The following is a 20,574-nucleotide window of genomic DNA, read 5'->3' as shown; positions in this document are numbered from 1 at the left end:
TCCGCGGGCCGGGCACACTGGCGCGACTATGGGTGGCTGCCGCAGCGGGAAACGCCGGGCTTCTATCCGCGTCAGTGCTGCGCTGGCGTTGCTGACCATGGCGACGCTGCCGTTCGTGGCCGGATGCATGTCGAGTCGTGACAGCGAATCGGCCAGGTCCCCAGACGCGGCACTCGACGGCAGCCTGCATGTCCTCGTTGCCGCCTCGTTGCTGCCGGTTGCCGAGATGCTCGCCGGCGACTTCGAACAGCTCCACCCAGGCGTGGACGTGCTGATCGCGGGGGCAGGAAGTTCAGCGCTGCGCGAACAGGTACTCGCCGGCGCACCGGCTGACGTGTTCATCCCCGCTGACCCGGTCCATTTCGACACCATCCGCGACGAAGTCGGGTTGGCGAGCGCACCCGTCGTGGTGGCCCGGAACTCGCTGGTGCTGGCAGTACCGGCCGGCAACGACGCCGGTGTGACGTCGCTCGCCGACCTGGCCCGGCCCGAGCTGCTGATCGGGCTGTGCGCGGCCGAGGTCCCCTGCGGCGCTCTGGCCCGAACAGGCTTGGCTCAGGCCGGGATCGAACCGGTCCCGGACACCGATGAGCCGAACGTACGCGCCCTGATCACCAAGCTGGCCGCCGGTGAACTCGACGCCGCCGTGGTGTATGCCAGCGACACAGCCCCGAACGCGGGAGTTGGCTCGCAGAACGGTTCCATCGTGAGTCTGGGCTGGACAGCCGGTACAGCGCCTCGAACGTCATACGCTGCCGCAGTGCTGGCCGATGCGCCAAATCGTGCAGCGGCCGAAGCGTTTGTGAGACACCTGCGGACGAGTTCGGCGCGTGACGCGTTTTCTGACCACGGATTCGGCGCGCCATGACCGACGGAACGACTCCTGTGAGTAGTGGCCGCTCCGACGGACGAGTGATGCGCCGGACGCAGCGGGATCTGCCGCCGTGGCCCGTGGCAATTCTGGCGACCGTCGGCGTCGTGCTGTTCGCCCTGCCCGTTGTTGGGTTGGCAGCGCGCACACCGTGGACCGGGCTCTGGACGCACCTGTCGAGCCGCTTCGTGGTGGACGCCGCAGTGCTCTCGGTGGTGTCCTCTGTTGCCGCCGCGATCGTCGCAGCCGCGGTCGGCGTTCCCTTGGCGTGGGTGTTGGCGCGGGTGTCCTTCCGGGGCCGCTCGGTGGTTCGAGCACTCGTGACGCTGCCGATGGTGCTGCCGCCGGTCGTGGGCGGTGCAGCGTTGCTGTTCGCGCTCGGTCGCCGGGGCGTCGTCGGCGGACCACTGCACGACGCCACCGGGTTGCTGCTGCCGTACTCGATCTGGGGTGTCATCCTGGCGAATGCGTTCGTCGCCACACCGCTCGTGATCCTCACCGTCGAAGGGGCGCTGCGGAATCTCGACCGGCGCTACGAGGCCGCTTCTGCCACGCTCGGAGCGTCGCGGCTGCGCACGCTGTGGCGGGTCACACTGCCCATGATCGGGCCTGCGCTGGGCGTCGCCGTGGTGGTGGCCTGGGCACGGGCCCTCGGTGAGTTCGGTGCGACGGTGACATTTGCGGGCAACCTGGGGGGGCGCACCCAGACGCTGCCGCTCGCCGTGTTCGTGGCGCTCGAAGCGGACCGTGACGCCGCCGTAGCCATCAGCTTGGTGCTGGTCGCCCTGTCGCTGGGCTTGCTCATCGCCCTGCGAGACCGCTGGTGGCCGAGCCGATGACTCCCGCAGCACGCCACACAGCCGACGGCGCTCTTGATGCCGACATCGGGCTGCGGCGCGGTGATTTCGAGCTGGATGTCTCGCTGCGCGTCGAAGTCGGCGAGACGGCGGCCCTGCTGGGACCGAACGGCGCCGGCAAATCCACGATTGTGGCGGCGCTCGCCGGATTGCTACCGCTCGAAAGCGGCGGCGTCCACCTCGCCGGCCGCGTCCTCGACGACCCGGCGGCCGGCGTCTTCGTCCCGCCCGAACAACGTCGCATTGGCGTCGTGTTCCAAGACCAAGTCCTGTTCCGACATCTCAGCGCGCTCGACAACGTCGCGTTCGGCTTGACCGCTCGCGGGATGCGCCGGGCCGAGGCGCGCGAACAGGCGCAGGCGTGGCTCGGCGCAATGGACCTCGGCGACCTTGCCCACCGCCGGCCCAAAGCGCTGTCGGGCGGCCAGCGCCAGCGGGTCGCGCTGGCCCGAGCGCTCGCTTGCCAACCCGACCTGCTGCTCGCGGACGAGCCGCTTGGATCGCTGGACGTCACCGCGCGCAATCGCCTTCGGCGCAATCTGGCAGCACACCTCAGCAGCGGTCGCAACGGCGGCAGCGTGACACCGGTACCGCTGCAGGGCGCTGGGAACGTGCCCCGATTGCTCATCACTCACGATCCCACCGATGCGTTTGTCCTGGCCGACCGCGTGCACATTCTTGAGAACGGTCGCCTCACCCAGTCGGGCACGCCCGAAGAGTTGCGACGGGCACCTGCGACGCCATACGCGGCCGACCTGTCGGGGATCAACCTGGTGCGAGGCACGGCGCAGGGCGGGGAGGTCACCGTGACGCCCGATGTCCCCTCGACGGCGGGTCAGAGCCGGAGGCCAGCCACTGTGCTTCACGCCGCCGACACAACAGCGAACGGGCCGGTCCTGGCAACGATTCACCCGCGGGCGATCGCACTGCATCGCGAGCGACCCAGCGGCAGCCCGCGCAACGTGTGGCGCACAACCGCGGACGCCGTCGAGCCGCTGGGAGACATCACCCGCGTGTTGCTCGGAGCGCCGCTGCCGCTCACCGCCGACATCACGCCCGGTGCCGCCCACGAACTGCTGATCCGGCCCGGCACCGCCCTGTGGGTCTCGGTCAAGGCCACCGAGGTCGAACTGGCGCCCGACAGCCGCGACTAGTCAACCGGAGCGGCTGACGGACGTCCATCCCTTGTCGGCGCCGGGGCGATCGTCGAAGGCGGCGCTATAGCGGTCGACGAACCCGGGGTCGGCAGCCGCGGCGACGGTCGCCATGTCGGCGTCGGTCATCGCAGCCTGCCATGCCTCAATGAGTCGGTCTTCGGCCTCATAGTCGAATCGATCGCCGATCGAACGCTCCATGGCACTGCCCGGTGCAGGGTGGTTGGCCTCGTCGGACAACCAGCGCGCAGTCTCAGCGAGACCCTCGACAGGGTCGATGACGTCGCGGTAGCCGAGCTGATACATCGCCTTGTCGCACCCGATCATCCGATGATGCGGGGTGCTGCGCAATGTCAGATGATGGCCGACGGCCGCGTAATCCCAAGGGATCGACACGATCTCAAAGGTGTGATCCAGCGCAGCAGAGAGAATCTCCACCCACTGGATGAGCGTGGGCGTCCATTCGTCGGCAACGTTGTACGCCTCGCCAGCCGAACGCGCTCCGCCGTCAACGGTGGCGAGCAGCATCGCTGCGGCATTGCGCGCGTGCGCCTGTCCCTGCAGGGTCGTGCCGCCGTCGGGCAGCACTATGCGCTTCCGCCCGTCGAGAACGCGCCGCACGATCTTCCACTCTCGCGGGCTGATCTGTCCGGGCCCGTAGATCCAGGGGTACCGCAGATGCGAGGCGGTGGGATGCTGCGCGAACACGACCTGCTCGGTAACGGCGATCTGGCGGACCTTGCGATTCACGCGGAACTCAGGTGGCTCGTCGGAAACCAACCGATCATGCTCGCGGGTGGGCGCACGCATCCCGGCAGGCCAGAGCGCATCGGCGTCGCCCCAGCCCGAGTACACCGGGAACCCGCCGACGCTGACGAACTTGCTCACGCGCCCTGCCAGCACCTTGGCGATCTCCCGCAATCGCCCGTACATGACCGCGGCCAGGTCGTACTCCGCGGCACCTAGTGCGCTGGCGAATTGATCAGCGTCGAACGGGTCTGTATGGATGTGCTCGACGAGGTCGGTGATCTCAGCTGCCTCGTGACGGCCGGTATGCAGAATCGTGACCCGGTAGCCACGTTCGAGCAAGCCCTTCACCACGTGCGGTCCGGTGGGTCCGGTGCCGCCGACCACCAACGCCGTTCGTTCGCTCACGCCTTGACCTCCGTCTCACCCGTCGCCCGACACCTGGACCGCGAGACGGCCCCACAGTCGATGTAGCTCGGGAAATGCCAATGTCCTGGCGACATTACGGCCCTGCCTGCGCAGCTCGCACCGAGACGCCCGCTGCGTCAATCGTGACGTCCCGTGATGCTCGCACCGTTCGCCGGTACGCTCCCGCAACGATGAACGCGAGCGTCAGCGGAACCGGGTCATGAACGAGTACCAGCGCGGTACTCGGGTAGTCGTGACCGAGGACATCTCGGGCGTCCCTGAAGGCACTGCAGGCAAATGCGGACGCGGTATCGGCTTCGCCATCAAGCGCTACCGCGTGCGCTTCGACAATGATGTCGAGGCCATATCTGTTGCACACAGCAAACTCGTGCCCGAGGACGAATGGTCACAGTTCCTCGCCAAGCGGGCGCGTGCAGAGATCGAAGCAGCAACCGAGCGCGCCCGGATTGCCGAGGCCCGTGCCGCGGCTGCCGAGTCGCGCGGGCTGCCGGCTGCAAGCGCAGAAGCCCCGGCCACGGAGACTGCTCCCGAACCAGCGCCCGCTGCCGAAGCCCCTGCGGAGACCTCCGGGAGCGACGAAGCCGGCGATCCCCGCTTGGCGGCTCTGCTCTCCCGTTCCAAGTCGGCACGTGCTGAAACCGGCGTCCCCGCTCCGGAGAGTCCAGCGCCTGCAGCCTCGGAACCGGCAGCCGCCCAGCCAGCTCCCGCACCGGTCGCCGAGGCTTCACCAGAGCCCGCCACAACTGCGCCTGCCCAGCGAGCTCGCACCGCTGCTCCGTCAGGCCCCGAACGCGCCGAGATTCCCGAATTCGTGCCCGGTCCGGACGTCGACCCGGACTACACGCCAGCGGCAAACCGGGTGAGCGAACTCATCGAGCAGGCGCGCAAAGAAGGCTGAGCCCCTGGGTTGCTCAGCGGCAAGAACTCCAAGGGTTACGGCATCAACCTCATCGCCGGGGTGTGACGGCGCGCCGCTTCAGTCGGTGGCGGGCGGGGGCGGGAACGGCTCGGGGTCTGCGAACCGTCGCACCACATTGGCCGTGATGCGCGCTATGTCGTTGTCGTAACCGTCACGGGCCAGCGCTCCGAACCACGAGATCGAACCCACCGAGAACACCGCCCCGCCATTGGGCGTCTCGTAGAACACCATGTCGGCGCGCACATACGGATCGGGTGTCGGGAAGGAGACCGAGCCTTCGAACTCTTCCTTCGTGCGCAGCATGCCCGGGCCGAAGGTGGTTGCCGAAGCCAGCACCACAGCATGGTCGGGCGATCCGAGGCGAACGTCGTAGCGGTCGACCTCCTGGCCGGCTGCGCCGCCGCCGAGTCCTGACGTGCCGATGCGTTCACCGGGCACTCCTTCGAGAATCCACGAGGCCCGCGAGCTGTCTGCGCCGGGATCGCGCACGTAGTAGGTCGCCTTCTCGAAGCCCTGTGCGGCAAACCCGATGCCGCAGATCTCGTTGGGCGCCCGGCCTTGCCGACGCCACAGCCCCCCGTACTCAGCACCCCAGGCGTGGTAGCTCTCGCCCGGGCCGGTCTGCCAATTCCGGACGCCGTCCTCTGCCCGGCGCAGCTCGATGGCACCCGGCCAGCCGTCACTGAATGCCACCCGCCAATAGAAGCCATTGCCGCCGAGGTACATGAGCCGGCCGCCTTCGCGCTGCCAGTCCGCGAGCGCGTCCAGCATGGCGGTCGACCAGTACTCGGGGTGGCTGCCGGTGACGAGCACTCCGTACGGCGCGATGGCTGCGAGACCTTCGAAGTGCAGATCCTCGTCGGTGACGATGTCGTGACCGACTTCAAGATGTTCGAGGAAGGCGTTGATGTCGGTGTCGGGCGTGAAGTTCCAGCCGTCGGCCCCGGGGCGGAGATTCAGCACCGGCCGCCGGCGCGAGTTGAACATCACGCCGCTTCGATCAGGGTGCTTCTCGTAGTGGCTGCGTCCCAGTTCGGGATGGTCGCGGATGTACGCATGTTCAGATCGAAGGCGTGTCTTTGTGGGGATGAAATCGGCGCCCTCGAACAGCATCCGGTGGTTGGCGTAGGCCATGTAGGTGGCCGTGGGCATGAGCAGCGCCACATCGGCGGTCGGGGCGCCTGGGGCGGGCCGGACGAAGAACGGCACCCGGTCCTCTCCGGCGGCACCGCGCACTCGGAAGGCGTAGATGCCGCTCGGCAGATCGTCGGGCAACGCTGCGGTGACCGTGGTCTCCCAACCGGCGTCGTACAGGTCGTCGTGGTGGAAGTGGACTGCGTCGAAGTGCGCCGGGTTGTCGATCCAGCGGTGTGCCGAGCCGTCCCATGCCGGCCCCGTGATGGCTCGAGTCGGCAGCTGGTGCAGCACGACTGGCCCACAGTTCGGGTTGCTCGCGGGAACTCGACGCCCTGCCATGTCGGCGGCCAGATCCCACGATGCCGAGAAATCACCGGACCGCAGGTTCGGCCGTGCGATGCGGCCGTCGAACCGTTCGCCTCCGGGGCCCGCGCCCAGCCACAATTCGACCGGAGCCAGTACACCTGCGCCGACTGGCGCCCCCGGCGTGGCTGAGACCCGGACCGCGTGCCGAACACGGTCGTCGCCCCCCGAAGCGTCGAGTTCGGCTTCCAGTTCCACAAACGTCATGTCACTCAGCCGGCTTGCCTCGACGGCATCGCGCCCTGGCGATTCGGAGCGCGCCGTGACCAGGGCCGCGCTCAGCGTTCCAGCTTCATTATCGAGCTCGACATCGAACAGGTACCACCGGTTGCAGGTCAACGGAAGCTCGTCAACCGTCACTCGCGTCTCGGTGCCGGCCGCCGAGGTCGATGCGACGGCGCGCCCGTCCACGAGGTCGAGCCGCAATGCCTCGAACTCCGATGAGTCCCTCGGCGCGTCAGACGAGCGCGCGGTCAGCGTCACGATGCGCGCCGGTCGATCGAGCAGGGTTGGCATCACCCAGACCCGTAGTCCAAGGCGCTTCGCGCTCGGCACCCCATCCACAGATGCGACCCCATGCGAGCCAGGGGTGAGCGGCTGCTCGTCGAGCTCAACCGGCCAGTTGTCGATTGCATCGACGGGACGCTCGTCAAAACCTGGGCCGTAGCGGGTCGGATCACCACAGACGATCCTGGTGACATCGACCACAGCAGGGCCTGGCCGGTGAGTCGATGCCAACAGGTGGATGCTCTCGCCGGCGCGCAATGTCCATGGCTCGCAATAGCCGACGATCTGCTTGGGCGGACCGGCGTCGGTGGGAGCGGGCGCGACGGCGCTGGGCGCGGTGGGCTCAGTCACGGTGACGTGCTGGAACTATTCAACGGGCTCGATTGCGTGTCGAGATCAGCGCTGCGACCTGAACGTGTCGTAGTCGGTCACCGGCATGCCGTCGGCACGCCAGCCACCGAAGCCGGTCACCACATGGCTGACCCGCGGAACGCCCATGTCGCCCATCGTGTCAGCGGACAGGGCCGAGCGGGCGCCTCCGGCGCAGCACAGGATGAACTCGCGATCCTCGGTGAAGACCTCTTTGGTGTAGGGCGAATCGGGCGAGACCCAGAACTCGAGCATGCCCCGGGGCGTGTGCATCGAGCCCGGAATGGCGCCGTCACGCTGCAGTTCGCGTACGTCACGGATGTCCACGATTAGCGCGCCCTGCTCGGTGACCCGTCGGTGGGCCTCCGCCGGCGAGATGTTGTCGATACGGGTCTTGGCCTCCGCGACCATCTCGTTGACTGACTTGACGCCCATCGGTTCCTCCTTGCGGCGCTGCATGCGTGTTCAGCCGGCGGCCATCGTTGCACCGCAGCGAAAGCGACGGGGCGCCGTGGGTGCAGTTTCACCGACGCGGGCGCCCGAGTCCACTCGACCGAGCGGTCAGCACTCCCGAGGGGCTCGCGCTGGCACACTTGCGGCGGTGACAGAGCCGCTCGGAACGCCGTCAGGCCGATTCTGTATGGGCGTCGACACCGGCGGCACGTTTACCGACGCGGTCGTCTATGACCACAACACGGATCGGGTGGTCGCGGCAGCCAAGACGCCGACCAGCCATGAGGACCTGTACGGCTGCGTCGTGGCGGCGATGACGAATGTGCTCGCCAGCAGCCACGTCAGCGCAGGCGACATCGGGCTGGTGGCGGTCTCGACGACGCTGGCGACCAACGCATTGGTGGAGGGCGCCGGACGACCTGCCGGCCTTGTGGCCATCGGGTTCGAGCCCGAAGTGCTGACTCGCGTCGGACTGCGCCCTGCCACTGCAACCGGCACGAGCGAGGATCTGAATTCACGAGCAGACACCTCCCCCGCCGAGGGGGAGCGCGATCGGCCGACCAGCAACGTCGCGACAGCACCAGTCGTGATCGTGGGAGGCGGGCACAGCGCCCACGGTGACGAGCGCGATCCGCTCGACCTCGGCGAGCTCAGACGAGCCATCGACCGAATCGACGCTTCTGTCGAGGCATATGCCGTCGCAGCGCAGTTCAGCGTCCGCAATGCCGCACACGAACTCTCCGCACGGGACGCGATCCGCGAGCGCACCGGCAAGCCTGTGACCTGCAGCCACGAGCTGTCGCCGCGGCTGGGCGGTCCACGACGAGCGGTCACGACCCTCCTCAACGCGCAACTCATCTCGGTGACTGCCCGCTTCACCGAGGCAATCCGTGCCGCCATGGGATCACTCGGGCTCCACGCACGGCTGATGATCGTTCGGGGCGATGGCTCGCTCGTCTCGGCCGAGTTCGTGGCACAGCGGCCGATCGAGACGGTGTTGTCGGGGCCTGCGGCCAGCGTGATCGGTGCCCGCCACCTCGCCGCATCGTCAGCAACGGATGCAAGTGCACTCGACGCGGGCTGCCTTGTCGTCGATATCGGCGGCACGACCACCGATATCGCAGCGATCCGCAACGGCGCCGTCGTCCCTGCTGAAGGCGGCAGCGACAGCAGCACTGCAACGGTCGGCGGTCACGCCACGATGGTCACGGCACTCCCGACGATGACCGTGGGCCTTGGCGGCGACAGCGAGATCAGCATTCCTCCCGACGGAGTCCTCGGCGAACTGGCCGTTGGTCCTCGCAGAGTGGTGCCGTTGTGTGTGGCAGCGCGACGGCACCCCGACGTGGTGCTGCCGATGCTGCAACGTCAGCTTGAGGCCGAGCGTCCCCTTGCAGAGTTCGGGGAGGTGCTGTTGCGAGCCGCGATCCCTGCATCGACTGAGCACCTCGAAGGTCTCGACAACGAGGTGCTGCGGCTCGCCGATAGCGCCGGCGGCGCGCTGCCCTTAGTGGATCTGAAACGGTCGGCCCGCTGGCGCAGTGCCGTGGGAAGGCTTGAGCGCCGCGGCATGGTGCGACGCGCTGCACTGACGCCGACCGACGCCTGCGTCGTGCTCGGGTTGGTCGATGCCGAATCGGTGGGCGATGCGGCCGCGGCCCACGCAGGAGCAGAGCTGTTCAGCCGCCAGAGAGACCGCTACGGCGTCAACGTCGGTACCGGCGCCGCCGACCTGTCCCGCCGCGTGATGCGCTCCGCGCTGCGAGGCGCCGCTGAAGCGCTGCTCAGCGTCGCGCTCGGTGCGGACGGCATTGCCCCTGGCGAAACCAGGCGACCGCTGGCGCAAGCAGCTCTCGACCGCCGGCATCGCGACCTCGGGCGAACTACCGCCAGCGAGACCGGCAGCACTTACGGTGATCGCTCGGCCAACCCGCTGTGGGGCTTGCTCGAGCCCAGCGAGCAGCCGGGCGTGCCGGTCGCAGGCGATGTGGCATCGATTCCGGCTGATCCAACACTGCTCGCCCACCTCGGCGCAGGTGTCGCCTCGCCAATCGTTGCCATCGGAGCCCCCGCCCCCACCTATGCCCCGCTTGTTGCGGCACTGCTCGGCACCACTGCTGTGGTTCCAGCGCATGCCGAAGTGGCCAATGCAGTCGGTGCAGCTGTGGCCCGGGTCCGCATCACGCAGCAGGTCACCGTGACCGCGCCCCGTCGCGGCAGCTACCGGGCACATTGGGGCAACGATCCGCCGGTGTGGCACAACCTCGACGAAGCCCGCGAGTGGGCCACGACCCAAGCAACCGAAGCCGCCCAAGCCGAGGCCGCCGCAGCCGGCGCCCACGACGTAGAACTCACCGTCAGCTGGGAAACGCGCACCGCCCCCAGCAACGGCCGCGAACTCTTCGTGGAGGCGACCCTGAGCGTCACCGCCGCAGGCCGCCCCGGCAGCAACTACTGAGCCGGCGAAGAAGCGTGCACCAGCCGTCCCTCGGTTCGGCAAGCGGTCTGCACCGTGCCAAGCCAATCCACATCGGGTACCGGCCGAGCGGTAACCGGATCGTCGGCGAACACGGCTTCGAGCGCTGCAGCGATGCCCAGCAGCTGCCGGTCGCTGTAGCTCGGGCCCACAAGCTGCAGTCCGAACGGCGTGCCCTGGCCGTCGAGTCCGCAGGGCAAGGCCGTGGTGGGATGGCCGACCACGGTGAGCGCCGCCGACAGTCCCAGCCATGCCATGTAGTTGCGAACAGGTCGCCCGTCGATCTCAGCGGGATACAGCTGGTGCCAGTCGAAGGGCGGCACGCTCACACCGGGGCAGATCAGCACGTCAAAGGTGTCGAACAACGCGTCAGTGGCCCGGTACAGCTCTACCTGCCGCCTGCGCGCCTTTGCGATGTCCAGCACCGTGGTCCGCAAGGCCTCGTCGTAAGTGGCGCGGATGTTGGGGTTGAAACCGCCGTCAAGTCCGGCTGCGTGGGGGTCGAAACGGTGGATGCTGCGGTGGTACTGGGTAGCGAAGATGTCCGACCGAAGTTGCCAGTCCACTTCGAGCGCATCGCTGAGATCGATGGCGGCCTCTGACACCGAGCCGACGATGCCACTCAGCCGCTCGACACGGTCGGCGAACACGGAACGGACAGCCTCCGAGACCAGCAACCCGCCCAGATCGGCGCTGACACCCACACGCAGCGATGCCACATCGACCAGAGGGAGGTCTGCGAAAGCCCCAGCGTCCAACGGAAACGCCATGGGATCGTGGCGTGCCGCACGATCGCGGCCCGCCACCACCGACAGCAACAGCGCCGCATCAGCAACGGTGCGGGCCATCGGACCCTGCACGCTGTAGTTGGTACGCCCGATCGTGCGCTCGTCGTGTGCAACCGTGCCAGGCGTGGAGCGATGAGCGGCAACCCCGCAGTACGACGCGGGAATCCGCAGGCTGCCGCCATGGTCCGACCCGGTAGCAAGCGGTGCCATCCCGCACGCGAGCGCAACAGCGGATCCGCCCGAGCTGCCTCCACAGGTCAGTGAGGGATCGAACGGATTGCCGGTGGCGCCGAAGAGCCGGTTCACGGTGTTCGCGCCGATGCTGAGCTCAGGCGTGTTCGTCTTGCCGATGATGACCGCCCCGGCTTCCCGGACCCGTGCCACGATGCCGTCGTCGGCAGTCGGCACATTGCCGGCGAAGGGCACGGCGCCGTAGGTGGTGGTGAGCCCTGCGGTGGCCTGGATGTCCTTGATCGCCACCGGCAGGCCCGCCAGCGGCCCCAATCCGTCGCCGCGGGCGCGTGCGTCGTCGATTGCACGAGCCGTCGCTCGCGCTGCGTCGTCATCGCGGATGACGAGCGCATTCACCGCCTCGTTGGTCGCATCGGCCCGTGCAAGACACGACTCCAGCAGTTCGACGGCCGACAGCTCGGCGGTTGCCATCAACTGCCGTGCCTGGGTCGCGGTGAGATCGCAAGGTTCACCCATCCCCCGGAGCGTGCCACAGCAGCCCGCCACAGGCTGCGCTCAGCTGCCCTCGGTAGTGTGACCGGCCATGAGCAGCGGGGACGGGGCCAGCTCGAGCGGCCGCAAGTCATACGTCAACGAAGTTGTCGTAGTGGGCGCCGGGTTCGCCGGCATGTACATGCTCCACAAGCTGCGCGGGCTCGGTTTCGACACCGTCGTGCTCGAACGGGCCGACGACGTGGGCGGCACGTGGTACTGGAACCGCTACCCCGGCGCTCGCTGCGACATCGAGTCCATGCAGTACTCGTATTCGTTCGACCCCGAACTTGAACAGGAATGGGAGTGGACAGAGCGCTACTCGTCCCAGCCGGAGATCCTGCGCTACGCCAACCATGTCGCGGACCGCTACGACCTACGCCGCGACATCCGCTTCGAGACCACCGTCGAACGCGTCGACTGGGACGACAAGGCCCGCCACTGGAGGCTGCGGACCGACCGCGGCGAATACCGGACGCGTTTCGTGGTCATGGCGACCGGCTGTCTCTCGACAGCGAACACGCCCCAATTCGATGGCATCGATTCGTTCGAGGGCGACACGTATCACACGGGCCGCTGGCCGCATGAGGGCGTGGACTTAGCAGGCAAGTCGGTTGCAGTGATCGGCACGGGCTCGTCCGCAGTGCAGGCGATCCCGGTGATCGCACAGGAGTGCGAGGAGCTGACGGTGTTCCAGCGAACGCCGAATTACTCCATCCCAGCTCGCAACGAGCCGCTCGACCCCCACGAGCAAGGCCAGTGGAAGGCGAACTACTCCGATCTGCGCGCCAAGGCGCTCAAGGAGATGCCGGCCTTCCTCACCCGCCTGCCCCGCTCGGATGATCTCGCCAAAGACGCAGATCCTGACGAGTTCGTCGAACGGCTTGAGCGCCACTGGGAGGTGGGCGGCTTCACGTTCTATTGGGCCTACGGCGACACCGCACTCGATCCGGAATCGAACCAGCGCATCGCTGGATTCGTGCGCGCCAAGATCGCCGACGCCGTCCACGATCCCGAAGTCGCGGCGAAGCTCACTCCGCACAACACCATCGCCTGCAAGCGACCGTGCCTGGACACGAGCTACTTCGAGACCTACAACCTGCCTCACGTACGTCTCGTAGACGTATCAGAGTCGCCGATCGAGTGCATCTCCCCTGCAGGCGTTGTCGTCGACGGCCAGGAATACGCCGTCGATACGATCGTGTTCGCGACCGGCTTCGATGCCATGACCGGGACACTGCTGCGCATGAACGTCACTGGGCGCGGCGGCATCCGGCTGGCCGAACATTGGGATGCCGGTCCTCGCACCTACCTCGGGCTCGGCGTGACCGGCTTTCCGAACCTGTTCACCGTGTCGGGTCCGGGCAGCCCCTCGGTGCTGACCAACATGATCGCGTCGATCGAACAGCATGTGAACTGGATTGCGGAATGCCTCGGTCACCTGCGCGAACACGGCATCGAAACCATCGAGGCGCAGCCGGAAGCCGAGGCGAAATGGGTCGACCACGTCAACGCTGTCGCCGACATGACGCTGTACCCGACGTGTAACTCGTGGTATCTGGGATCCAATATCCCGGGCAAGACACGGGTGTTCATGCCCCTCGTCGGCTTCCCGCCCTACGTTGAGATCTGCGATGCTGCGGCGGCCGACGGTTACCAGGGCTTCGCCTTGGCCTAGACGGCCGTCCACCACACAAGGCTCCAGATGCGATTCACTCCGACGGAACTGACCGGCCCCGAACTCAGCCTCCAGGCTGAGGTGCGCGAGTTCCTGGCAGCCGAACTGCCGCCGGGCTCCCACGAACCCTGCCTGGGAATGGCTGCGGACCACGACCGCGAGTTCTCGGCCAAGATGGCCGCCCGGGGCTGGGTGGGCATGGCGTTACCGTCACGCTGGGGCGGCTCGGACCGCACCGCCGTACAGCGCTTCATCGTGGTGGAGGAGATGCTGCGGTGGGGCGCGCCGGTGGGGCATCACTGGGTGGGCGACCGCCAGACCGGCAACGTGATCCTGAAGTTCGGCACCGACGAGCAGCGTGAGCGATTCCTGCCGCCGATCTGCCGGGGAAAGCTGGGCTTCTCCATCGGCATGAGCGAGCCTGACAGCGGCTCGGATCTGGCGTCGGTGTCGACCCGGGCCGAGCGCGCCGACGACGGCTGGATCGTGAACGGCACGAAGATCTGGACGTCCAATGCGCACATGAACGACTGGTTCATCTGCCTGTTGCGGACCTCACCGATGGAGGACGGCAACAAGCACGCTGGGCTTTCGCAGTTCCTGATCGACCTGCGCTCGCCGGGCCTCGAGATCAGCCCGATCCCATTCCTCGACGGGAGTCACCACTTCAACGAGGTCACCTTCCACGACGTGTATGTGCCCGACACCAATGTCGTCGGCGATCCCGGAATGGGCTGGCATCAGAACACCACCGAGATGGCCTACGAGCGCGGCGGCCCCGACCGCTGGCTGTCGCCGTTCTCGACGGTGGAGCAGCTGCTGCGCGAAACGGCAGGCACGCCGATGGAAGACACGGTGTCGGATCTGTTCGGTGAGCTGGCGGCCCGCTGGTGGAGCATCCGGAACCTGTCGCTGTCGGTGGCGCGGCTGATCGACGAGGGCGAGGCCCCGTCGGTGGAGTCCGCGTTGGTGAAGGAGATGGGCACGCGCTACGAGCAGGAGGTCGTCGAGAAGCTCGTGCAGCTCATCGACGAGGAATACTCACCAGAGTCGGAGTCGCTGTTCGAGCGAATGCTGGCTCAATGCGTGGTGACCTTCCCGGGCAACACGATCCGGGGCGGAACCATCGAGATCCTGCGCTCAGTCGCCTCCAAGGGCCTCCAAGGTCTGCCGGCATGACGGCAGACCCATCAACACAGCCTGCCGGCACGACGGCGCTCGAGCCGGTCGTGGTCGACGAGCTGATCACCGAAACGGCGGACCGGTTGTTCGGCGAGTTGTGCACGCATGAAGCGGTGCAGGCTGCCGAGGACAGCGGCGGCGCACCCGACATCTGGGAGGCATTCCGCGAGACCGGCTTCGACCTCATCGCGGTCCCCGAAGAGTCAGGCGGGTCGGGTGGCACGCTCGCTGAGGCCATGGAGGTGCTGCGTCTGGTCGGCTACCACTCGGCGCCGATTCCAGCCGCTGAGAACGGCATCCTCGGAGGCTGGCTGCTGGCCGAGGCCGGCCTCGAGCGCCCCGACGGTCTGGTCACGGTCGTCCCGCCTCGGCCAGCCGAGGGTGGCTGGTCGGGCGGTGGCGCGTGCTCGGTGAATCTCAACGGCGACGGCACTGCAGTGCTGACCGGCGAAGCCCATCGGGTGCCGTGGGCGCGCAGCGCAGAGGTGATCGTCTGCGTCTGTGCTTGCGATGGGCAGGCAACCGTGGTCGCGGTGCCGGCATCGGAGTGCGAGATCACGCCGCTGCCGAACATGGCCGGCGAGCCCCGCGACACGGTGCGCTTCGATGGTGTGACCGCACGAGCGGCACCTGCGCCCGACGGCGCCGACGCTGGGACGTTGGCGCAGCGCGGCGCTTTGTCCCGGGTGGCACTGATGGCCGGCGCTATCGAGAAGATGTGTCAGCTCACCGTCAGCTACACCAACGAGCGAGTCCAATTCGGTCGCCCCGTGGCGCGATTCCAGGCCGTGCAGCAGCACCTGGTCTGGGCCGCGCAAGATGCAGCGCTGGTCCGCATGGCCGCCGAAGTGGCTGCCCGGGAGGCCACCCGCGGCGACGCGCCGTTCGAGATCGCCGCAGCGAAGCTCGTCGCCAACCAGGCGGCTGCTCGGGCGACAAAGGCCTGCCACCAGGCCCACGGCGCCATGGGCATGACCCAGGAGTACCCACTGCACCACTTCAGCCGCCGCCTGTGGAGCTGGCGCAAGGAATACGGCTCCGACGCCCACTGGTCGGCCGTGCTCGGCAACATGGCCACCAGCATCGGCGCCGACGGCCTCTACCCCCTCATCACCTCCGGCACCGCAGCCCTACAGTGACTGGTGACAGGCACCGGTAGGGAGGTGGCTGTGTCGCCGACGAACTCCGAGATCATCTTCGAGATCAGTGATGACGAAGTCGACGGCGGATACTCTGCCAGCGCACTTGGGTACGGCATTCACACCCAGGCGGAGACGATCGAGGAAATGCGCGACAACATCCGCGAAGCGGTTGAGTGCTACTTCGACGACGCGTCGGCACGCTCTCGCATCATCCGGCTGCCCGAGATGTCGACCTTCCCGGACTCGTAAAATCTAGGGAACTATTTACGCTGAATATCGGGAATAAGTAGCGCGAAATAGCGGGAATCGAGATCTGCGACCTAGACTGGTGCCATGAGCCAGTACGTGCTCAGGACAGCGGACACCCTGATCGCCGACTATCTGGCCGAGCTGCCTGCGGTGCTGGTCATCGGACCACGCGCTTGTGGCAAGACGACGACGGCGCGTCGCTACGCCCGCACCGTCGTGTGCTTGGACTCTGACGAGGCCGCCGCATTCCGTGCGAACCCGGACGCTGCGCTGCGGGAGCGAGACGAGCCGGTGCTGCTCGATGAGTGGCAGATGGTGCCCGACGTGCTCGGTGCAGTGAAACGTGCCGTGGACACCGATCGCCGCCCTGGACGGTTTCTCATCACCGGCTCGTTTCGCTCCGATCGCGACGATCGTTTCTGGCCGGGAACAGGCCGTGTGGTCGTGCTGCGTATGTACCCGCTGAGCGTGGCCGAGCAGCGGCAACGAACACAGAGCACCTTCATCGACCGGGTGGTAGCGGGCGAGCCACTGTCAGCAGGTGACCGAGCGCCGATGGACCTGCGGGACTATGTGGAGCTTGCGGTGTGTGGTGGCTTTCCCGAGCCGGCTCTCGAGCTTGGCCCCCGCACCGGGCGTGCGTGGCTCGGGAGCTACGCCGACCAGATTGCTTTGCGTGACGCCCGCATCTACAGCCAAGCGCCTGACGCAGCCCGCCTGCAGCGGTACCTGCAGGCGTATGCGGAGAATTCGGCAGGAACACCGAGCCACAAGACGCTGTACGACGCAGCGGGCATCAGCCGCAAGACCGCTGTTGCCTACGACGGGCTGCTAGCCGACCTGATGGTGACCGACGATCTACCGGCGTGGTCGACGAATCGCTTGAAGCGCATGAGCCGGGCGCCGAAGCGCTACGTGATCGACTCAGGGCTCCTTGCCGGCATCCTGCGCGTAGGCATCGACGATGTGCTCGCGTCCGGCGACCTGATCGACCGCTTTATCGACACTTTCGTTGTCGCTCAGCTGCGTGCAGAAGCTGCTGCCTCGACCACGCGTTACCGCCTGATGCATCTGCGCAGCGGCGACGGGCGCCGCGAAGTCGACATGGTGGCAGAGCTCGGAGGCGGCCGAATCATTGGCATCGAGATCAAGTCGGCCGCGGCGGTGAGCCGTTCCGACGCCCGGCACCTCCAATGGCTGCGCGACTCGATGGACGAGCGCTTCGTCGCGGGCATCGTGTTCCACACCGGGCGCGACACCTTCGACCTCGCCGACCGCATCACCGCAGTGCCGATCTCAGCCCTGTGGGCCTGAGATTCCAAGCTGCCGACGCTGACGACTTGACGACCCTTCCGGAATCTGCGCAAGGCGACATCCCACGACGGCTGGCATGGCAGTGATGGAGCATCCGGTGACCTGAGCGCTCCGCGGGCGGCGCATCTACGCTCGCCGCCATGAACGGACTTGACACCGCTGACAGTGCATTCGACGAATTCGGCCGGTACGGGGACATCTCGGTCAACCTGAGCGACGACCACGTGGCGGTCGTGGAGATCCACCGGCCACCGCACAACTTCTTCGATCTGGAGCTGATCGACGGATTGGTCGCCGCCTTCGGTGACCTCGACGCAGAGGACGGTTGCCGAGCCAGCGTGCTGTGCGCCGAGGGCAAGAACTTCTGCGCTGGCGCCCAATTCGGTTCCGGGGGGCGCGGAGGCGAGATCACAGCAACGAACGCTGACGGAAGCCCGCGGCACCTCTACGACGCTGCCTTCGACCTCTTCTCGAAGCGCAAGCCAGTGGTCGGGGCCGTCCAGGGCGCTGCAGTCGGCGGCGGACTCGGCGTGGCGTGCTTCCCGGACTTCCGCGTCGCCGCGCCCGAGGCCCGCTTCACTGCCAACTTCGCCCGGCTGGGCTTCCATCACGGATTCGGGCTGACCGTCACCTTGCCAATGTTGGTCGGCCACCAGCGAGCAATGGAGCTGCTCTACACGGGCAGACGAGTCAAGGGTGACGAAGCTGTCGAGATCGGTCTGGCGGACAAGCTGGTGCCGCTGGAGGGACTGCGCTCGGCTGCATACGACTTGGCTTGCGAGATCGCAGGGTCTGCTCCGCTAGCCGTCGAGTCCATCCGGAACACGATGCGAGGCCACCTGGCGGACGCCATCAAGGCTGCGACCGACAACGAGAAGGTCGAGCAGGACCGCCTGCGCACCACCAACGACTGGCGTGAGGGCGTTAGCGCCATGAACGAGCGCCGCACGCCGAACTTCACCCGCAGCTGATGGCAGATCCCTCGTCGAAGCCAGCCAGCGCTCTGGTCGCCGACGACATTCGAACGGCCCTCGACGGCCTGCTTGAACGCCGCACCGACCAGACTCGGCTGACCTCGATGGGGGCAGGCAGCGACGACCTCGACAACGGTCGGGCCTACCTGGCCGCAACCGTGGAGGGCGGCTGGCACGTACCGACCTGGCCGGCCATCCACGGCGGCCGGGATGCGTCCCCGGCCGAGAACCAGCTCATCGGCTCCGTACTGCGCGAGTACGTGGTGCCCGACCTGTACCCGTTCGCAATCGGGCTCGGCATGGTTGGCCCCGCCCTGCTGGCGCACGGGACCGCCGAGCAGCAGGATCGCTGGCTGCGACCGATCGCGTCAGGAGCCGAAATCTGGTGCCAGATGTTTTCCGAGCCCGAAGCTGGCTCGGACCTCGCCAACGTGGCCCTGAGCGCTGAGCGAGACGGCGATGTGTGGCGTCTGGGCGGCCAGAAGACGTGGACCAGCCGTGCGATGTGGGCCGAATGGGGAATCTGCTTGGCCCGCACCGACCCCGCACAGCCCAAGCACAAGGGCCTGACGATGTTCGTGGTGGCCATGGACGCGCCCGGAGTCGAGGTACGGCCGCTGCGCCAGATGAACAATGACGCGCACTTCAGCGAGGTGTTCGTGGACGACGCTGTCGTGGCTGACGAGTGGCGCGTCGGCGATGTGGGCGAAGGCTGGCGGGTTGCCATGACGATCCTGGGGCACGAACGGGCCGGAGCCGGCAGCAGAGGAGGCGGTGACGGTGCGAAGCGGGGAACCCGTGTCCCGCCGTGGATCGCCGACCTCGTCAAGCTTGAGGCGTTGGGCGGCGATGTCCGGCGAGCCGAGGCAGTTTCCGTCTACGCCGCAGACATGGCGTCGCGCTGGACGGCGCAGCGGGCGGCCGACGAGGCTCGGTCAGGCGGCAGTCCCGGGCCGGCCGGCAGCGGCGCGAAGCTGCGAACGGTTTCGTCGTACAAGCGACGCTCCTACCTGGCGAATCGCGCCGCTGGTGCTGCGGGCATGCTCGAAGACGGTCACGGCTACATCGAGACGGTGACGGCACCGTCGATGTCGATCCGGGGCGGCACCGACGAGATCCAACGCAACATCCTGGGTGAGCGGGTGCTCGGCTTGCCGGGCGAGCCGCGCCTCGACCGCGATGTGCCCTGGCGCGATTCCCGAAAGGGAATGCTGTAAGCGCGTGAGCGGGGTGGCACAGACGCCATAACTGCGGAGGCGGCAGGGAACTCTGCGAGGTTGGAACCTGCTGGATTCCCGGAGCAGAGGACCCTGCCGCCTCCGCAGCGGGCACGGCTATTCGCGCGGCCTCCGATGGAGACTCGTGTAGACACGCGCTTGCATGAGCGACTTTCCCACCACCTACGGCGAGGTGATGTTCCTCGAAGAACACGGTCCCGATACCTACGTCGGGGTGAGTCCGGAGTACATGTGGGGCCGCATCTATGGCGGCCAGGTCATTGCTCAAGGCCTGTGGGCGGCATTCCAGACGGTGGACGAGACGTTCGTGCCGCATTCGGTCCACGCGTACTTCATCCGCGGCGGCACGCTCGACGAGCCGGTCCGCTACGAAGTCGACCGGCTACGCAACGGGCGATCGTTTTGCACACGTGCCGTCGTCGCCCGGCAAAGCGGTGGCGCAATCCTGAACCTGTCGTGCTCGTTCCACGTTGCCGAGCAGGATGCCCAAGTACAGACGGCGCGAATCCCGCTAGCACCCGATCCGGAGGATTGCCGCAACACCGACGAGGAACGGTGGCCCTGGATCATGGAGCGCCGACCGCTGGTCAGCTATCCCGGGGCCGGCCAATCGATGGGCTGGGTACGCATCGTCGACCCCATCAACGACGATCCCCGCCTGCACATCTGCGGCTTGGCGTTCACGTCCGACGCGATCCAGTTCAACGCCGCTCGATCGCTGCATCCCTTGCAGGTGACCCGCGAGCGGTACCAGGAGACGTTCATGGGTGCATCGCTGGACCACGCCATGTGGTTCCACCGCCCCATGCGGGCCGACGAATGGCATCTGTACCAATTCGACTGCCACGGCCTCACGGGCGCCCGAGGGATGACGGTCGGGAACCTCTTCTCCCCCGATGGCCGCCACATCGCGACCATCGCCCAGGAAGTGCTCTTGCGCGAGCGCCGTCCGCAGTCCTAGCAGGAGCGCGGATAGGCAATCCCTCGGTTGTCGAACCTGTTGT

17 protein-coding genes are annotated in these 20,574 nt (G+C 67.4%); 13 read left to right on the top strand and 4 right to left on the bottom strand.

Features of this window, described 5'->3' with window-relative positions:
- Window positions 1-97: 97 nt before the first annotated feature.
- Genes modA through ACOCMM_RS08585 form a run of 3 tightly spaced genes read left to right on the top strand, consistent with a single transcriptional unit; the run spans window position 98 to window position 2,882 of the window.
- Window positions 98-868, top strand: coding sequence for a molybdate ABC transporter substrate-binding protein (gene modA / locus ACOCMM_RS08595; RefSeq protein WP_419552754.1), 771 nt, complete (start codon window positions 98-100; stop codon window positions 866-868).
- Window positions 865-1,710, top strand: a complete 846-nt coding sequence (gene modB, locus ACOCMM_RS08590) for a molybdate ABC transporter permease subunit (protein ID WP_419552753.1) — start codon at window positions 865-867, stop codon at window positions 1,708-1,710. Before modA ends, modB begins: the two co-directional genes overlap by 4 nt.
- Window positions 1,707-2,882, top strand: a complete 1,176-nt coding sequence (locus ACOCMM_RS08585; protein ID WP_419552752.1) for an ABC transporter ATP-binding protein — start codon at window positions 1,707-1,709, stop codon at window positions 2,880-2,882. The genes modB and ACOCMM_RS08585 overlap by 4 nt, the downstream gene beginning before the upstream one ends.
- Here the strand turns inward: ACOCMM_RS08585 and ACOCMM_RS08580 are convergent, their stop codons facing one another.
- Complete coding sequence (locus ACOCMM_RS08580) at window positions 2,883-4,037, bottom strand: NAD-dependent epimerase/dehydratase family protein (protein ID WP_419552751.1); 1,155 nt, start codon at window positions 4,035-4,037, stop codon at window positions 2,883-2,885.
- A gap of 220 nt (window positions 4,038-4,257) precedes the next feature.
- Between ACOCMM_RS08580 and ACOCMM_RS08575 the strand changes: the two genes are divergently transcribed.
- Entirely contained in the window at window positions 4,258-4,956 is a 699-nt protein-coding gene (locus ACOCMM_RS08575; protein ID WP_419552750.1) for a hypothetical protein, read from the top strand.
- 78 nt (window positions 4,957-5,034) lie between these two features.
- Here the strand turns inward: ACOCMM_RS08575 and ACOCMM_RS08570 are convergent, their stop codons facing one another.
- Window positions 5,035-7,335, bottom strand: coding sequence for a N,N-dimethylformamidase beta subunit family domain-containing protein (locus tag ACOCMM_RS08570; RefSeq protein WP_419552749.1), 2,301 nt, complete (start codon window positions 7,333-7,335; stop codon window positions 5,035-5,037).
- A gap of 45 nt (window positions 7,336-7,380) precedes the next feature.
- Window positions 7,381-7,788, bottom strand: coding sequence for a rhodanese-like domain-containing protein (locus tag ACOCMM_RS08565; RefSeq protein WP_419552748.1), 408 nt, complete (start codon window positions 7,786-7,788; stop codon window positions 7,381-7,383).
- Between the two features lie 166 nt (window positions 7,789-7,954).
- Here ACOCMM_RS08565 and ACOCMM_RS08560 point away from each other — a divergent pair, with 166 nt between their 5' ends.
- Window positions 7,955-10,264: a hydantoinase/oxoprolinase N-terminal domain-containing protein gene (locus ACOCMM_RS08560; protein ID WP_419552747.1), complete on the top strand. Its 2,310-nt coding sequence runs from the start codon at window positions 7,955-7,957 to the stop codon at window positions 10,262-10,264.
- Here ACOCMM_RS08560 and ACOCMM_RS08555 read toward each other — a convergent pair.
- Window positions 10,258-11,778 carry an amidase gene (locus tag ACOCMM_RS08555; protein ID WP_419552746.1) on the bottom strand — a complete coding sequence of 507 codons (1,521 nt, stop codon included), beginning with the start codon at window positions 11,776-11,778 and terminating at the stop codon, window positions 10,258-10,260. The two genes, ACOCMM_RS08560 and ACOCMM_RS08555, sit on opposite strands and share 7 nt — an antisense overlap.
- A 67-nt stretch (window positions 11,779-11,845) precedes the next feature.
- On the opposite strand from ACOCMM_RS08555, the gene ACOCMM_RS08550 reads away from it, so the two are divergent.
- The 8 genes from ACOCMM_RS08550 to ACOCMM_RS08515 all read left to right on the top strand — a co-directional run bounded on the left by ACOCMM_RS08550 (window position 11,846) and on the right by ACOCMM_RS08515 (window position 20,531).
- Window positions 11,846-13,471, top strand: a complete 1,626-nt coding sequence (locus tag ACOCMM_RS08550; RefSeq protein WP_419552745.1) for a flavin-containing monooxygenase — start codon at window positions 11,846-11,848, stop codon at window positions 13,469-13,471.
- Window positions 13,472-13,498: 27 nt separating this feature from the next.
- Complete coding sequence (locus ACOCMM_RS08545) at window positions 13,499-14,650, top strand: acyl-CoA dehydrogenase family protein (RefSeq protein ID WP_419552744.1); 1,152 nt, start codon at window positions 13,499-13,501, stop codon at window positions 14,648-14,650.
- Window positions 14,647-15,792 (top strand): acyl-CoA dehydrogenase family protein, encoded by a 1,146-nt coding sequence (locus tag ACOCMM_RS08540; RefSeq protein ID WP_419552743.1) that lies wholly within the window; start codon window positions 14,647-14,649, stop codon window positions 15,790-15,792. Before ACOCMM_RS08545 ends, ACOCMM_RS08540 begins: the two co-directional genes overlap by 4 nt.
- Before the next feature lie 30 nt (window positions 15,793-15,822).
- Window positions 15,823-16,044, top strand: a complete 222-nt coding sequence (locus tag ACOCMM_RS08535; protein WP_419552742.1) for a type II toxin-antitoxin system HicB family antitoxin — start codon at window positions 15,823-15,825, stop codon at window positions 16,042-16,044.
- 84 nt (window positions 16,045-16,128) lie between these two features.
- Complete coding sequence (locus ACOCMM_RS08530; RefSeq protein ID WP_419552741.1) at window positions 16,129-17,358, top strand: ATP-binding protein; 1,230 nt, start codon at window positions 16,129-16,131, stop codon at window positions 17,356-17,358.
- A gap of 140 nt (window positions 17,359-17,498) precedes the next feature.
- The gene (locus tag ACOCMM_RS08525) at window positions 17,499-18,329 is read left to right on the top strand and encodes an enoyl-CoA hydratase/isomerase family protein (protein WP_419552740.1); all 831 of its coding nucleotides are present in this window, start codon (window positions 17,499-17,501) and stop codon (window positions 18,327-18,329) included.
- Entirely contained in the window at window positions 18,329-19,549 is a 1,221-nt protein-coding gene (locus tag ACOCMM_RS08520; RefSeq protein WP_419552739.1) for an acyl-CoA dehydrogenase family protein, read from the top strand. Before ACOCMM_RS08525 ends, ACOCMM_RS08520 begins: the two co-directional genes overlap by 1 nt.
- 163 nt (window positions 19,550-19,712) lie before the next feature.
- Complete coding sequence (locus ACOCMM_RS08515) at window positions 19,713-20,531, top strand: acyl-CoA thioesterase (RefSeq protein WP_419552738.1); 819 nt, start codon at window positions 19,713-19,715, stop codon at window positions 20,529-20,531.
- Window positions 20,532-20,574 lie beyond the last annotated feature (43 nt).

The organism is Candidatus Poriferisodalis sp., assembly GCF_965198245.1.
GTDB lineage: Bacteria > Actinomycetota > Acidimicrobiia > Acidimicrobiales > Poriferisodalaceae > Poriferisodalis.
The sequence above is the reverse complement of the archived record's forward strand: the minus strand, read 5'-3'. Positions and strand labels throughout refer to the sequence as shown.